We start from the raw sequence: 13697 nt of genomic DNA on the forward strand, positions 1-13697 counted from the left end.
ACTACGCGTCGAGATCAGCCCGCACCCGCGCGAACACGTCGCGGAACATCTGAGGCGTCAGTACGCCGGTGTTCGTGTTGTAGCGCGAGCAGTGGTAGCTGTCGTAAAGGCGCAGCCGGCCGGCGTCGTGCACGGCGCCGTGGCCGAACGGGGCCTGGGCGGCGCGGAGGCCGAGCGCCTTCAGCGTTGAATCATGGGCGATCCGCCCGAGCAGGACGATCGCCCGCAGCTTCGGCATCGCCTCGATCGTGGCGATCAGAAAGCGGCGGCAGGTGTTGATTTCGATCGGCAACGGCTTGTTCTGCGGCGGCACGCAACGCACCGCGTTGCTGATCCGGCAGTCGATCAATTGCAGCCCGTCGTCGGGTCTGGCCTGATAGTGGCCCTTGGCGAAGCCGTAGTCGATCAGCGTGGCGTAGAGCAGGTCGCCGGCATAGTCGCCGGTGAACGGCCGGCCGGTGCGGTTGGCGCCTTGCAGGCCCGGCGCAAGGCCGACAATCAGAAGCGAGGCGTCGGCGCCGCCGAAGGACGGGACGGGCGCGTTGAACCAGCCCGGTTCGCGTGCGCGGGCTTCGCTGCGGAATTCAGCGAGACGCAGGCAGAACGGGCAGTCGCGGTCAGGGTCGGTGAGGGAGGTCGGGACGCGGGGCCCGGAGCCCCGCGTCAACGTCGGCATGGACCTTAGTCTTCGAAGTCGTCAGCGCCGGCGCGCGACGCCAAGGCAGTGGATCGCTGCAGGAACTGCGGCGCGTGGTGACGCGGTTCGCGAGGCTCGCGCGGTTCCCGCGGCGGCGGGCGGTCGGCGGGATCGCGGCCGATCTTCGATTGCAGCTCGACCAGATCGGTAAAGATGTCGGCCTGGCGGCGGAGTTCGTCGGCGATCATCGGCGGCTGGCTGGAAATCGTCGAAATCACGGTGACGCGGACGCCACGGCGCTGCACGGCTTCGACCAGCGAGCGGAAGTCGCCGTCGCCCGAGAACAGCACCATCTGATCGATGTGTTCGGCCAGCTCCATGGCATCGACAGCAAGTTCGATGTCCATGTTGCCCTTGACCTTGCGGCGGCCGGAGGCGTCGATGAATTCCTTGGTCGCCTTGGTGACGACGGTGTAGCCGTTATAGTCCAGCCAGTCGATCAGCGGGCGGATCGACGAGTATTCCTGATCTTCGATGATCGCGGTGTAGTAGAAGGCGCGGACCAAATTGCCGCGGCTTTGAAATTCCTTCAGCAACCGCTTGTAGTCGATGTCGAAGCCGAGAGTCTTTGCGGTTGCGTAAAGGTTGGCACCGTCGATGAACAGCGCAATTTTGTTACTGGAGGAAGTGGACATCAAGATCTCTCATGTGTCTGTTGTCAGCTTCTTGGCGCAACGGAAATAGCTGCGCAGCTCAAGTCAATTTTTGCACGAATAGCCGTCGCGCTGGGCAACCGGCACAAACTTCAACCGCACGAAGCATCAGCCGGTATTCTATACTTTTCTTTCTGAAAAGAAGCCTTTTGTTGTCGGACTCGTGTTCGTCCGAGTTGGCCAGTGGCTGGCCGTCTCGGAATGTCGGGTGCATTATCAGAGTGGGGCTGATCGGCCAAATGACAAATTGCTGCTTGCGAAAGCCGCCTTCGCGCTATAGGTAGCGGTCTAACCCCGATTTTGGTCCTATTGAACGGAGCGACTGGCCATGGCGCGCGTCACCGTGGAAGACTGCATTGACAAGGTCGACAACCGGTTCGACCTCGTCCTGTTGGCCGCTCATCGCGCCCGCATGATCTCGTCCGGCTCCCCGCTCACGATTGATCGCGACAACGACAAGAACCCCGTTGTTTCGCTTCGCGAAATTGCCGATCAGACGATCTCGCCGGAAGACCTCAAGGAAGAGCTGGTGCACTCGCTGCAGAAGTTCGTCGAGGTCGATGAGCCGGAACCCGACACCGTACCGCTGATCGGTTCGGCCGGCGCCAGCGTCGACGCCGACGACACCGAAGTGGCGATGGAGCGGATGACCGAGGAAGAGCTGCTCAAGGGTCTGGAGGGCCTGGCGCCCCCGGAAGAGCAGCCCGAGGAAGACGAATAAGCCCTACGGCGGCTTTGCACATTTCCGTGATGCTCTGCAAAAACGGCTCGGATCGCTTCCGGGCCGTTTTTCGTTTTTGAAGAGATTCGGGTGCACACGGAACAGTGTCCGGCGCATTGCTGCCCTGACCTAAACTCCGCCGAAATCGCGGTTTTTTCTGGCCGTTCTGGTTCCTTTCATGGCACAAGATCAGAGGTCTAGCGGGCGTAATTAAAGCTCCGAAGGCGGAGTTCCGCCGTCGCTGCAATGCAATAAAGGTTGTGGAATGGCGTCAGGACGCCAGAGTTCGAAGCAGATGGAGCAGGCCGGCGGCGCAGCCGCCGTCGCCGAGCCGTCTGCTGCCGCCAAGCCCCGATCCCGTGCCCGCATGATGCGGCAATACGATCTGGTCGAGCGGGTCCGGTCTTACAATCCGAATACCGACGAGGACCTGCTCAACCGGGCATACGTTTACGCGATGATGGCGCATGGGGAGCAGACCCGCGCCTCCGGCGACCCGTATTTCTCGCACCCGCTCGAAGTCGCCGCGATCCTGACCAACCTCAAGCTCGACGACGCCACCATCGTCGCCGCGCTGTTGCACGATACCATCGAAGACACCGAGGCGACCAGGACCGAGATCGACACCATGTTCGGTCCGGAGATCGGCGCCCTGGTCGAAGGCCTGACCAAGCTGAAGCGGCTCGAGCTGGTGTCGCGCGAGGCCAAGCAGGCCGAAAACCTGCGCAAGCTGCTGCTGGCGATCGCCGACGACGTCCGCGTCCTGCTGATCAAGCTCGCCGACCGCCTGCACAACATGCGCACGCTGGAGTTCGTGCCGCCCGCCGCCCGTCAGCGCATTGCCGAGGAGACGCTCGACATCTACGCGCCGCTCGCAGGCCGCATGGGCATGCAGGAGATGCGCGAGGAGCTCGAGGACCTGTCGTTCCGCAGCCTCGATCCGGAAGCCTTTACGGTCGTGATGCAGCGGCTCGACGCGCTGGCCGAACGCAACCGCAATCTGATCGGCGAGATTGAAAGTCAGCTCTCTGCCAATCTCGCCCGCCACGGCATCACCGCCGAGGTCACCGGGCGGCGGAAGCGGCCGTTCTCGATCTGGACCAAGATGGAGCGCAAGTCGGTCGGGTTCGAGCAGCTCTCCGATATCTACGGATTCCGCGTCGTCCTCGACAACGTCGAGGCCTGCTATCGCGCGCTCGGCGTCGTGCATACGACTTGGCCGATGGTGCCGGGGCGGTTCAAGGATTACATCTCGACACCGAAGCAGAACGACTATCGTTCGCTGCACACCACGGTGATCGGCCCTGGCCAGCAGCGCGTCGAGCTGCAGTTCCGGACCCGCGAGATGAATCAGATCGCGGAATACGGCATCGCCGCGCATGCGTTCTACAAGGACGGCGTCGGCTCGCCGACCGAGCTGCTCAACCGCGAATCCAACGCGTTCGCCTGGCTCCGTCACACCATCGAGATGCTGTCGGAGAGCTCGAACCCCGAAGAATTCCTCGAGCACACCAAGCTCGAACTGTTCCACGACCAGGTGTTCTGCTTCACGCCCAAGGGCAAGCTGATCGCGCTGCCGCGCAAGGCCAATGTGGTCGACTTCGCCTATGCGGTGCACACCGACGTCGGCAACAGCGCGGTCGGGTGCAAGATCAACGGCAAGTTCGCGCCGCTGTCGTCGGAGCTGCAGAACGGCGACGAGGTCGAAGTGCTGACCTCACCGGTGCAATCGGCACCGCCGGCGGCCTGGGAATCACTCGCCGTCACCGGCAAAGCGCGGGCGGCGATCCGCCGTGCGACCCGCGTCGCGATGCGCGATCAGTATGCCGGCCTCGGCCGCCGCATCGTCGAGCGTTTGTTTGCCCGCGCCAAGATCGAATATGCCGACGACAAGCTGAAGGGCGCGCTGCCGCGGCTTGCGCGGGCCTCGGTCGAGGAAGTGATGGCATCGGTGGGCCGCGGCGAGATGAAGGCGTCCGATGTCGCCCGGGCGATGTACCCGGACTACAAGGAAGAGCGCATCGCGCGGTTCGGCGGCAAGAAGGATGTGCCGGACAAGGTGATCGGCAAGGCCCCCGAGACCGGCAAGGTTTCCTCGGTGATTCCGATCGGCGGTCTGCATTCCGGACTGCCGGTGAAGTTCGCGCCGAACGGCGGCGCGGTGCCGGGCGACCGCATCGTCGGCATCGTCACGCCGGGCGAGGGGATCACCATCTATCCGATCCAGTCGCCGGACTTGAAGGAATTCGAGGAAGAGCCGGAGCGCTGGCTCGACGTGAAGTGGGACATCGACGAGACCACGCCGCAGCGCTTCCCGGCGCGGTTGTTCGTGCAGAACGTCAACGAGCCCGGCAGCCTGGCGCAGATCGCCGGCGTCATCGCCGAGCACGACGGCAACATCGACAACATCAACATGAGCCGGCGTTCGCCCGACTTCACCGAGCTCACCATCGATCTCGAGGTCTATGACCTCAAGCACCTCAGCGCGATCATCGCCCAGTTGCGCGCCAAGGACGTCGTCGCTCACGTCGAGCGGGTGAACGGCTGAGGCTCGAGGTCGCACGAGGCAGTTAGTATGTTCGTCAGTGCGAGCGAAGCGAAGCAATCCAGGACAGCGTGCACTGAACCGGATTGCTTCGTCGCTTCGCCCCTCGCAATGACGAGTGATCTCCACTCCAAGTCTTTCGGTTCTCGATAATGTCCAAAACTCCTCCGCTTCGTCTCGGTGTCAACATCGATCACATCGCCACGCTGCGGAACGCGCGCGGCGGTCGCCATCCCGATCCGTTGCGGGCTGCGTTCGCGGCGATCGAGGCGGGGGCCGACGGAATCACCGCGCATTTGCGTGAGGATCGCCGCCACATCCGCGACGCCGACATGCAGCGGCTGAAGGCGGAGATTTCCAAGCCGCTGAATTTCGAAATGGCGGCAACCGACGACATGATCAGGATCGCGCTCGGCGTGAAGCCGCACGCGGTGTGCCTGGTTCCGGAGCGGCGCGAGGAACTGACCACCGAGGGCGGCCTCGACGTGGTCGGTCAGCAAGCCTCGCTCGGGCCGGCGATCGCGCGATTCAACGATGCCGGCATCCGCACCTCGCTGTTCATCGCCGCCGATCCGGCGCAGATCGAGATGGCGGCGAAGCTGAAGGCCCCGGCGATCGAAATCCACACTGGTGCCTGGTGCGATGCGATTACCGACGGCGATGCGGCCAAGGCCAATACAGAATGGCAGCGGATCTTTGCCGGCGCCGCGCTGGCGCGGTCGGCTGGGCTCGAAGTCCACGCCGGTCATGGTCTCGACTATGCCACCGCCGAGACGATCTCTGAGCTGCCGCAGATCGTCGAACTGAATATCGGCTTCTACATGATCGGAGAGGCGCTGTTCGTCGGCCTCGGCGAGACCGTGCGGGCGATGCGGGCCGCAATGGACCGCGGCCGCGCCAAGGCGATCGCCGCATGATCATCGGCATCGGCTCGGATCTGATCGACATTACCCGCATCTCCAAGGTGATCGAACGTCACGGCGAGCGGTTCCTGGATCGGGTGTTCACCGAGGCGGAGCGGGCAAAGGCCGAGCGGCGTGCCAAGAAGGCGGAACTGGTCGCCGCCACCTACGCCAAGCGGTTCGCCGCCAAGGAGGCCTGCTCCAAGGCGCTCGGCACCGGTATCCGGCAAGGGGTGTGGTGGCGCGACATGGGGGTGGTCAATCTGCCCGGCGGCCGGCCGACCATGATGCTGACCGGCGGTGCCAGGGCCCGCCTCGACGCGCTGACGCCTCCCGGCATGACGGCACGGATCGACCTGTCGATCACCGACGAATGGCCGCTCGCGCAGGCTTTCGTGGTGATCTCGGCGGTCCCGGCGGCCGCCGAGGCGACCGGCGCCACGTCCTCGTGAGACGGAAAAGCGGTTGATTCGTCATAGCATTAGCCCGCGATGCCGCGACGCTTGATTGCACCGGTCGCGACAACAGTCTAAAACCGCGCGGAATCCCCAGCGGGGTCGAGTCCTCGGCGAACGAGCGCCGGTCGTGGCGGTGTCCGTCGCTGCGGCCTACGTCTCGCCCATCACCTGGACCCGTTCCGCATCAGTTCAGTCGTCCACCGCGCGGCTCCCCGCGACGGGAATCGGGAAAGCGATGAGCGTGACATCCGGAACCAAATCTGAGAGCGGCGTCGGCGAAACCATCCGCGTCGTCATTCACGCCCTCATCATCGCGCTGATCATCCGTACCTTCCTGTTCCAGCCTTTCAACATTCCGTCGGGATCGATGAAGGCGACGCTGCTGGTCGGCGACTATCTGTTCGTCTCGAAATACACCTACGGCTACAGCCACTACTCGATCCCGCTGTCGCCGCCGCTGTTCTCCGGCCGGATCTTCGGCTCCGATCCGAACCGCGGTGACGTGGTGGTGTTCCGCCTGCCGAAGGACGACTCTACCGACTACATCAAGCGCGTGATCGGTCTGCCGGGCGATCGCATCCAGATGCGCGAAGGCCTGCTGTACATCAACGACAAGCCGGTCGAGCGCGAGCGGCTGTCGGACTACGTCGGCGAAGATCCGTGCGGCTCGGAAGCCACCGCACGCGTCAAGCGCTGGAAGGAAACGCTGCCGAACGGCGTGTCCTATGAGACGCTGGATTGCGTCGACAACGGCTTCTACGACAACACCAACGTCTACACCGTGCCGCCCGGCCACTTCTTCATGATGGGCGACAACCGCGACAACTCCACCGACAGCCGCGTGCTGTCCGCGGTGGGCTATGTGCCATACGAGAACATCATCGGCCGCGCCCAGATGATCTTCTTCTCGATCGCCGAGGGCGAGCACGCCTGGCAGATCTGGCGCTGGCCGACCGCGGTGCGCTGGAGCCGTATCTTCTCCATCGTGCGATGAGCGATGATGTGACCAACGTCGAGCAACCCTCGACGGCGAGTGAACCGCAACCGCAGGATGTTCCGGCGGCGGAGCCTTCGGCTGCAAAGAAGCGGCGCGCCAGCAAGGCGAAGTCGAAGGCGACCGCTGCCGCGATCGAGCAGCGGCTCGGCCACAGCTTCGCCGATCCGGCGCTGCTGACCACCGCGCTCACCCACGTCTCCGCGCTGAAATCCGCGCGCCGCACCGACAGCTATCAGCGGCTCGAATTTCTCGGCGATCACGTGCTCGGCCTGATCGTCTCCGATATGCTGTACCGGGCGTTTCCGGACGCCGACGAAGGCGAGTTGTCGAAGCGGCTCGCCGATCTGGTCCGCAAGGAAACTTGCGCCGACGTGGCCCGCAGTCTCGACCTGGTCGAAGGCATCAAGCTCGGCACGGTTGGGGCCGGCGCCGGCGCCAAGCTGCGCAAGTCGGTGCTCGGCGACATCTGCGAAGCGGTGATCGGCGCGATCTATCTCGACGGCGGCTACGACACAGTGTCCGATTTCGTCCGGCGCAACTGGACCGAGCGGATGCGCAAGCCGGCGCGGTCGCTGCGCGATCCCAAGACCGTGTTGCAGGAGTGGGCACAGGCCCGCGGCCTGCCGACGCCGGTGTATCGCGAAGTCGAACGCACCGGTCCGCATCACGATCCCCAATTCCGTGTCGCCGTCGTGCTTCCCGGCCTGGAGCCGGCGGAGGGTCTCGGTGGCAGCAAGCGCGCGGCCGAGAAGGTCGCGGCGTCGGCGATGCTGGCGCGTGAAGGCGTCGGCACAGGCGGCAATGATGGCTGAACATGAAGACGCGGCGACCGCCGCGACCCGCTGCGGTTTCGTTGCGCTGATCGGTGCGCCGAACGTCGGCAAATCCACACTCGTCAACGCGCTGGTCGGCTCCAAGGTGACGATCGTGTCGCGCAAGGTGCAGACCACGCGCGCGCTGATCCGCGGCATCGTGATCGAAGATGCCTCGCAGATCATCCTGGTCGACACCCCCGGCATCTTCGCGCCGAAGCGGCGGCTCGACCGTGCGATGGTCAAGACCGCATGGAGCGGTGCGCACGATGCCGACATCGTCTGCGTGCTGCTCGATGCCCGTGCCGGCATCAACGAGCAGGCCGAAGATATCCTGGCCAACCTCGCCAATGTCGATCGGCCGAAGCTGCTGGTGCTCAACAAGATCGATCTGATTGCGCGCGAAAAGCTGCTGGCGCTGGCGCAGGCCGCCAATCAGCGGCTGGCGTTCGATCAGACCTTCATGGTCTCGGCGCTGACCGGCGATGGCGTCGACGATCTGCGCAAGGCCTTGGCTGCGCAGGTGCCGCCGGGTCCGTTCCACTATCCCGAAGACCAGATGTCGGATGCGCCGCTGCGCCATCTCGCTGCCGAGATCACCCGCGAGAAGATCTTCCGGCAACTGCATCAGGAACTGCCGTATCAGTCGACGGTCGAGACCGACACCTGGACCGAGCGCAAGGATGGCTCGGTGAAGATCGAGCAGACCATCTTCGTCGAGCGCGAGAGCCAGCGCAAAATCGTGCTCGGCAAGGGCGGCGCGACCATCAAGGCGATCGGTGCCGAGGCCCGCAAGGAGATCGGCGAGATCCTCGAGCAGCCGGTGCACCTGTTCCTGTTCGTCAAGGTGCGCGAGGATTGGGGTAACGATCCGGATCGTTACCGCGAAATGGGCCTGGAGTTCCCCAAGGAATGACCACCAGCACCACCACCAGCCTGCCGCGCAATGTCTACTGGTTCGAAGTGCTGCTGCTCACCTCGCTGATGCTCGACTGCATCTCGGTGGCGTTTCAGGATCGCACCGTGATCGAGCCGAGCATGTCGGCCGGTGTGGTGGCCGCCGCCAACACCATGGCGGCCGGACTGATCGTGCTGCTGAGCTATCTGGTGTGGCTCGCCGCGCACGCCCGCAAGAACTGGGCGAGGGCGGTGCTGACCGCCTCGCTGGTGTTCTCGGTGGTGTCGCTGGCCCAGATCGTCGGCGACAGCGGCATCGAAGCAGGACTGTGGATCGATATTGCGTCCTGCATCCTGACCGCGGCGGGACTGTATCTGTCCTACACCGGCGACGCCCGCGGCTGGTTCACCGCGTAAGGCCCGCGGGCGCGACTGCTCGAAATCCGATAGGCTCATCCGATGGAATGGAGCGACGAGGGCATCATTCTCGGGGTGCGGCGCCATGGCGAATCCGCCGCGATCGTCGAGCTTCTGACCCGCGAGCATGGCCGGCATCTCGGCATGGTGCGCGGCGGGGCGTCGGCGCGGATGCGGCCGTTGCTCCAGCCCGGCAACAGCGTGCTGGCGTCGTGGCGGGCAAGGCTCGACGAGCATCTCGGCTACTATCAGTTGGAAGCCACCAAGATGCGCGCCGCGACGCTGCTGGCATCATCCTATGCGGTGTACGGCGTCACCCATCTGGCGGCGCTGGCCCGGCTGTTGCCGGAGCGCGATCCGCACGAGGACATCTATCAGCGGCTGTTGTTCACGCTCGATGATTTCGACGACCTCGGGGTCGCCGCAGCGCATTTGATCCGGTTCGAACTGGCGATCCTGGCCGAACTCGGCTTCGGGCTCGATCTGTCCGTCTGCGCCGCCACCGGCAGCACCACGGAACTGATCTATGTTTCGCCGAAGTCGGGTAGTGCCGTCTCGCGCAGCGCCGGCGAACCGTGGCGCGACCGCCTGCTGCGGCTGCCGGCCTTCCTGCGTGACGACGAGACGGCGAGCGAGAGCGGTTGGTCCGGGCAGGATCTGTTCGATGGCTTCGAGCTGACCGGACGCTTCCTGCTGCGCAATGTGCTCGAGCCGCGCGGGCAGAGCCATTCGGACGCCCGCGCGGGGTTCATCAATGCGATCACCCGCGCGCTGCAGCGGCCGGCGGAGTCGTAACCGGCCGCGTCACATCCGCGAGATGCCGCGATCGCTGCATCAGGCTGTCAGAGCTGCGGAGATCGTTGCCGCGATCGGCGTGGTCGGGCGACCGATCAGCTGGCTCAAGGTGTGGCTATCGTCGAACAGCGCACCCTTGGCGGCACCGGCGTCGGAGTCCGCCAGCAGCGCGGCGAACGGTCCGGGCAGGCCGGCCCCGACCAGGGCAGCCTCGTAGTCGGCCTGCGGCAGATCGCGATACGCGACTGGTTTGCCGGATTGCTTCGACAGCTCGGCCGCGAACTCAGCCAGCGTATAGGCCGGATCGCCGGCGAGTTCGTAGATGCGGCCGGCCTGCGGCTCCGCGGCGGTGAGCACACGAACCGCGGCCTCGGCGTAATCGGCGCGCGCCGCAGAAGCGATCCGGCCGCCATCGGCGCTGCCGAGCAGGGCGCCGTGCGCCAGCGCGGCTGGAATCGAAGCCGCGTAGTTCTCGCTGTACCAGCCATTGCGGAGCAGGGCGTGCGGCACGCCGGACGCCTTCAAGGCCGCCTCGGTCTGCCGATGCTCCTCGGCGAGCCCCAGCGGCGAGGTGTCGGCGTGCAGCAGGCTGGTATAGGCGAGCAGTTTGACGCCGGCCTGGCGCGCCGCCTCGATCGCATTGCGGTGCTGCGCGGTGCGCTGGCCGATCTCGCTGGAGGAGATCAGAAGAGCACGGTCGACGCCGGTGAAGGCAGCCTTGAGGCTGTCAGGACGGCCGTAATCGCCGGTGTGGACGTGCAGGCCTCTGGCAGCGAATTCGGCGGCGGCCTTTTCGCTGCGGACCAGCACGCCGATCTGGGCGGGTGGCACCGACTCCAGCAGGCCGTCGATGACGAGGCGGCCGAGCTGACCGCTGGCACCGGTGACGAGGAAACGGGAGGCGGACATCAGGATCTCCTGGTGGTTTTCAATTGAGGGTAGGTCTATATTGGAGACCTTCATCCGGCCGCGTAAGGAGGCAGTATTTCGTGACAAGGTCACCTGCAGATAACCTGACGGTCGCCGCGCACCGCGCCACGCTGACCGACCGCTACGCCGCCTGGCGCGAGCTCGGCTTCGACGCGTCGCGCTGTCCGGTGCGCAATGTGCTCGACCATCTGGGCAGCAAATGGAGCACGTTGCTGTTGATCGCGCTGGCCGAAAAGCCGATGCGGTTCAATGCGCTGCTGCGGGATGTTCCAGATATTTCGAAGCGGATGCTGACCCAGACGCTGCGCGATCTGGAGCGCGACGGGCTCGTCGCCCGGCAGGTGTTTCCGACCAAGCCGCCCAGCGTGGAGTACCGTCTGTCGGCGTCCGGCGAGTCGGTGCTTGGACCGTTGACGGCCTTGGTCGGCTGGGCGGAGCAGAACTTCCCCGAGATCGAGCGCGCCCGCGCTCGGTTCGACTCGGCGGTCCAGGAGGGTCGCACCCAGGTTCCAGGCGAATCCGCAAGGCCGGACAGCCCGCTGGCGCTTGCTCCGCTTCCGGTCAGGGGATAACCCCACGCCATGGGAAAAAGATTGATTCCGCCGGAGCCGGCCGAGATCCACGAGGTCCAGCTTCGCGAGGCGCTGGAAGAGCGCTATCTCGCCTACGCGCTGTCGACCATCATGCACCGGGCGCTGCCGGACGCGCGCGACGGCCTCAAACCCGTGCATCGCCGCATCCTGTACGGCATGCGGCTGCTGCGGCTCGACCCCGGCACGCCGTTCAAGAAGTCCGCCAAGATCGTCGGCGACGTGATGGGTTCGTTCCATCCGCACGGCGACCAGTCGATCTACGACGCGCTGGTGCGGCTCGCGCAAGACTTCTCGTCGCGCTACCCGCTGGTCGACGGCCAGGGGAATTTCGGCAACATCGACGGCGATAACCCGGCGGCCTACCGCTACACCGAAGCGCGCATGACCGACGTCGCGCGGCTGCTGCTGGAAGGCATCGACGAAGACGGCGTCGCGTTCCGCGCCAACTACGACGGCCAGTCGAAAGAGCCGGTCGTGCTGCCCGGCGGCTTCCCGAACCTGCTCGCCAACGGTGCGCAAGGCATCGCCGTCGGCATGGCGACCGCGATCCCGCCGCACAACGCCGCCGAGCTGTGCGACGCCGCGCTGCATCTGATCGAGAAACCCGACGCCAAGTCGAAAGCGCTGCTGCGCTTCGTCAAGGGCCCGGACTTCCCGACCGGCGGCATCATTATCGACTCCAAGGAGAGCATCGCCGAGGCCTACACCACCGGCCGCGGCGCGTTCCGCACCCGCGCCAAGTGGGAGCAGGAAGAGGGCGCGCGCGGCACCTGGACCGTGGTGGTGACGCAGATCCCCTGGCTGGTGCAGAAGTCGCGGCTGATCGAGAAGATCGCCGAGCTGCTGAACGAGAAGAAGCTGCCGCTGGTCGGCGACATCCGCGACGAATCCGCCGAGGATGTCCGCATCGTCATCGAGCCGAAGTCGCGCAGCGTCGATCCGACGTTGATGATGGAGTCGCTGTTCCGGCTGACCGAGCTGGAGAGCCGGATCCCGCTCAATCTCAACGTGCTGGTGAAGGGCCGGATTCCGAAGGTGCTCGGCCTCGCCGAGTGCCTGCGCGAATGGCTTGATCACCTGCGCGACGTGCTGCTGCGCCGCTCGGAGTATCGCAAGGGCCAGATCGAGCATCGGCTCGAAGTGCTCGGCGGCTATCTGATCGCGTACTTGAACATCGACAAGGTGATCAAGATCATCCGCACCGAGGACGAGCCCAAGCCGGTGCTGATGAAGGCCTTCAATCTCACCGAGATCCAGGCCGAAGCGATCCTCAACATGCGGCTGCGCTCGCTGCGCAAGCTCGAGGAATTCGAGATCCGCACCGAGGATAAGAACCTCCGCGCGGAGCTGAAGGGCATCAACGCGATCCTGAAATCCGAGACCGAGCAGTGGGCCAAGGTCGGCGAACAGGTCCGCAAGGTGCGCGAGATGTTCGGGCCGAAGACCCCGCTCGGCAAGCGCCGCACCCAGTTCGCCGACGCGCCGGAGCACGATCTCGCCGCGATCGAAGAAGCCTTCGTCGAGCGCGAGCCGGTGACGGTGGTGATCTCCGACAAGGGCTGGGTTCGCACCCTGAAGGGCCATGTCGAGGATCTGTCCGGGCTGAACTTCAAGCAGGACGACAAGCTCGGCCAGTCGTTCTTCGCCGAGACGACGTCGAAGCTGTTGCTACTTGCGACCAACGGCCGGTTCTATGCGCTCGATGTCGCCAAGCTGCCCGGCGGCCGCGGCCATGGCGAGCCGATCCGCATGTTCATCGATATGGAGCAGGACGCCGCGATCGTCACGGTGTTCGTGCACACCGGCGGCCGCAAATTCCTGATCGCCAGCCATGACGGGCAGGGCTTCATGGTCAACGAGGACGAGTGTGTCGGCTCGACCCGCAAGGGCAAGCAGATCCTCAACGTCGACATCCCCAACGAAGCGCGCGCGCTCACGGTTGTCAGCGAGGGCGACGATAGCGTCGCGGTGATCGGCGATAACCGCAAGATGGTGATCTTCCCGCTCGATCAGGTGCCGGAGATGACCCGCGGCCGCGGCGTGCGGCTGCAGAAGTACAAGGACGGCGGCCTGTCCGATATCGCCACCTTCTCGTCGAAGCAGGGCCTCAGCTGGCGCGACTCCGCCGGCCGCGAGTTCAGCGCGACCATGAAGGAACTCGCCGAATGGCGCGGCAACCGCGCTGACGCCGGCCGGCTGCCGCCGAAGGGCTTCCCGAAGTCGAACAAGTTCGGACGCAACATCGCGTGATGCTGGCCCGCCTGCGCGCTATGCCGCAGG

General features: G+C 65.2%; 14 protein-coding genes. 11 read left to right on the top strand and 3 right to left on the bottom strand.

Translation table 11 applies throughout. The annotated features are described in order from the left end of the window. Position 1: 1 nt before the first annotated feature. Together VRZ08_RS00615 and VRZ08_RS00620 are read right to left on the bottom strand one after the other, a co-directional pair. Complete coding sequence (locus tag VRZ08_RS00615; RefSeq protein ID WP_414531243.1) at positions 2 to 676, bottom strand: uracil-DNA glycosylase; 675 nt, start codon at positions 674 to 676, stop codon at positions 2 to 4. A gap of 5 nt (positions 677 to 681) precedes the next feature. Next, positions 682 to 1332, bottom strand: a complete 651-nt coding sequence (locus tag VRZ08_RS00620) for an NYN domain-containing protein (protein WP_107355834.1) — start codon at positions 1330 to 1332, stop codon at positions 682 to 684. 346 nt (positions 1333 to 1678) lie between these two features. Here VRZ08_RS00620 and rpoZ point away from each other — a divergent pair, with 346 nt between their 5' ends. The 9 genes from rpoZ (at position 1679) to recO (ending at position 9894) form a co-directional block, all read left to right on the top strand. After that, positions 1679 to 2071, top strand: coding sequence for a DNA-directed RNA polymerase subunit omega (gene rpoZ / locus VRZ08_RS00625; RefSeq protein WP_011158242.1), 393 nt, complete (start codon positions 1679 to 1681; stop codon positions 2069 to 2071). 265 nt (positions 2072 to 2336) lie between these two features. After that, positions 2337 to 4619 carry a RelA/SpoT family protein gene (locus VRZ08_RS00630; RefSeq protein WP_414531244.1) on the top strand — a complete coding sequence of 761 codons (2283 nt, stop codon included), beginning with the start codon at positions 2337 to 2339 and terminating at the stop codon, positions 4617 to 4619. 149 nt (positions 4620 to 4768) lie between these two features. Further along, a complete protein-coding gene (locus VRZ08_RS00635) occupies positions 4769 to 5533 on the top strand; it encodes a pyridoxine 5'-phosphate synthase (RefSeq protein WP_164633685.1) in 765 nt (254 codons plus the stop codon). After that, a complete protein-coding gene (acpS, locus tag VRZ08_RS00640) occupies positions 5530 to 5970 on the top strand; it encodes a holo-ACP synthase (RefSeq protein WP_414531245.1) in 441 nt (146 codons plus the stop codon). Before VRZ08_RS00635 ends, acpS begins: the two co-directional genes overlap by 4 nt. 241 nt (positions 5971 to 6211) lie before the next feature. Beyond that, positions 6212 to 6970, top strand: coding sequence for a signal peptidase I (gene lepB / locus VRZ08_RS00645; protein WP_414531246.1), 759 nt, complete (start codon positions 6212 to 6214; stop codon positions 6968 to 6970). After that, positions 6967 to 7785 carry a ribonuclease III gene (rnc, locus tag VRZ08_RS00650; protein WP_263988509.1) on the top strand — a complete coding sequence of 273 codons (819 nt, stop codon included), beginning with the start codon at positions 6967 to 6969 and terminating at the stop codon, positions 7783 to 7785. Before lepB ends, rnc begins: the two co-directional genes overlap by 4 nt. After that, positions 7778 to 8701 carry a GTPase Era gene (era, locus tag VRZ08_RS00655; protein WP_413776069.1) on the top strand — a complete coding sequence of 308 codons (924 nt, stop codon included), beginning with the start codon at positions 7778 to 7780 and terminating at the stop codon, positions 8699 to 8701. The genes rnc and era overlap by 8 nt, the downstream gene beginning before the upstream one ends. Then, a complete protein-coding gene (locus VRZ08_RS00660; protein ID WP_107344628.1) occupies positions 8698 to 9099 on the top strand; it encodes a hypothetical protein in 402 nt (133 codons plus the stop codon). Before era ends, VRZ08_RS00660 begins: the two co-directional genes overlap by 4 nt. 42 nt (positions 9100 to 9141) lie before the next feature. Next, positions 9142 to 9894, top strand: coding sequence for a DNA repair protein RecO (gene recO, locus VRZ08_RS00665; protein ID WP_264073486.1), 753 nt, complete (start codon positions 9142 to 9144; stop codon positions 9892 to 9894). Between the two features lie 39 nt (positions 9895 to 9933). Here the strand turns inward: recO and VRZ08_RS00670 are convergent, their stop codons facing one another. Then, entirely contained in the window at positions 9934 to 10803 is an 870-nt protein-coding gene (locus VRZ08_RS00670) for an SDR family oxidoreductase (RefSeq protein ID WP_414531247.1), read from the bottom strand. Positions 10804 to 10883: 80 nt separating this feature from the next. On the opposite strand from VRZ08_RS00670, the gene VRZ08_RS00675 reads away from it, so the two are divergent. Both VRZ08_RS00675 and parC read left to right on the top strand, forming a co-directional pair. Continuing rightward, complete coding sequence (locus tag VRZ08_RS00675) at positions 10884 to 11396, top strand: winged helix-turn-helix transcriptional regulator (protein WP_414531248.1); 513 nt, start codon at positions 10884 to 10886, stop codon at positions 11394 to 11396. A 9-nt stretch (positions 11397 to 11405) separates the two neighbouring features. Next, complete coding sequence (gene parC / locus VRZ08_RS00680; RefSeq protein ID WP_264073489.1) at positions 11406 to 13667, top strand: DNA topoisomerase IV subunit A; 2262 nt, start codon at positions 11406 to 11408, stop codon at positions 13665 to 13667. The last annotated feature ends 30 nt before the right edge of the window (positions 13668 to 13697 follow it).

The sequence above is a fragment of the Rhodopseudomonas sp. G2_2311 genome (assembly GCF_047501505.1).
Lineage (GTDB): Bacteria > Pseudomonadota > Alphaproteobacteria > Rhizobiales > Xanthobacteraceae > Rhodopseudomonas > Rhodopseudomonas palustris_H.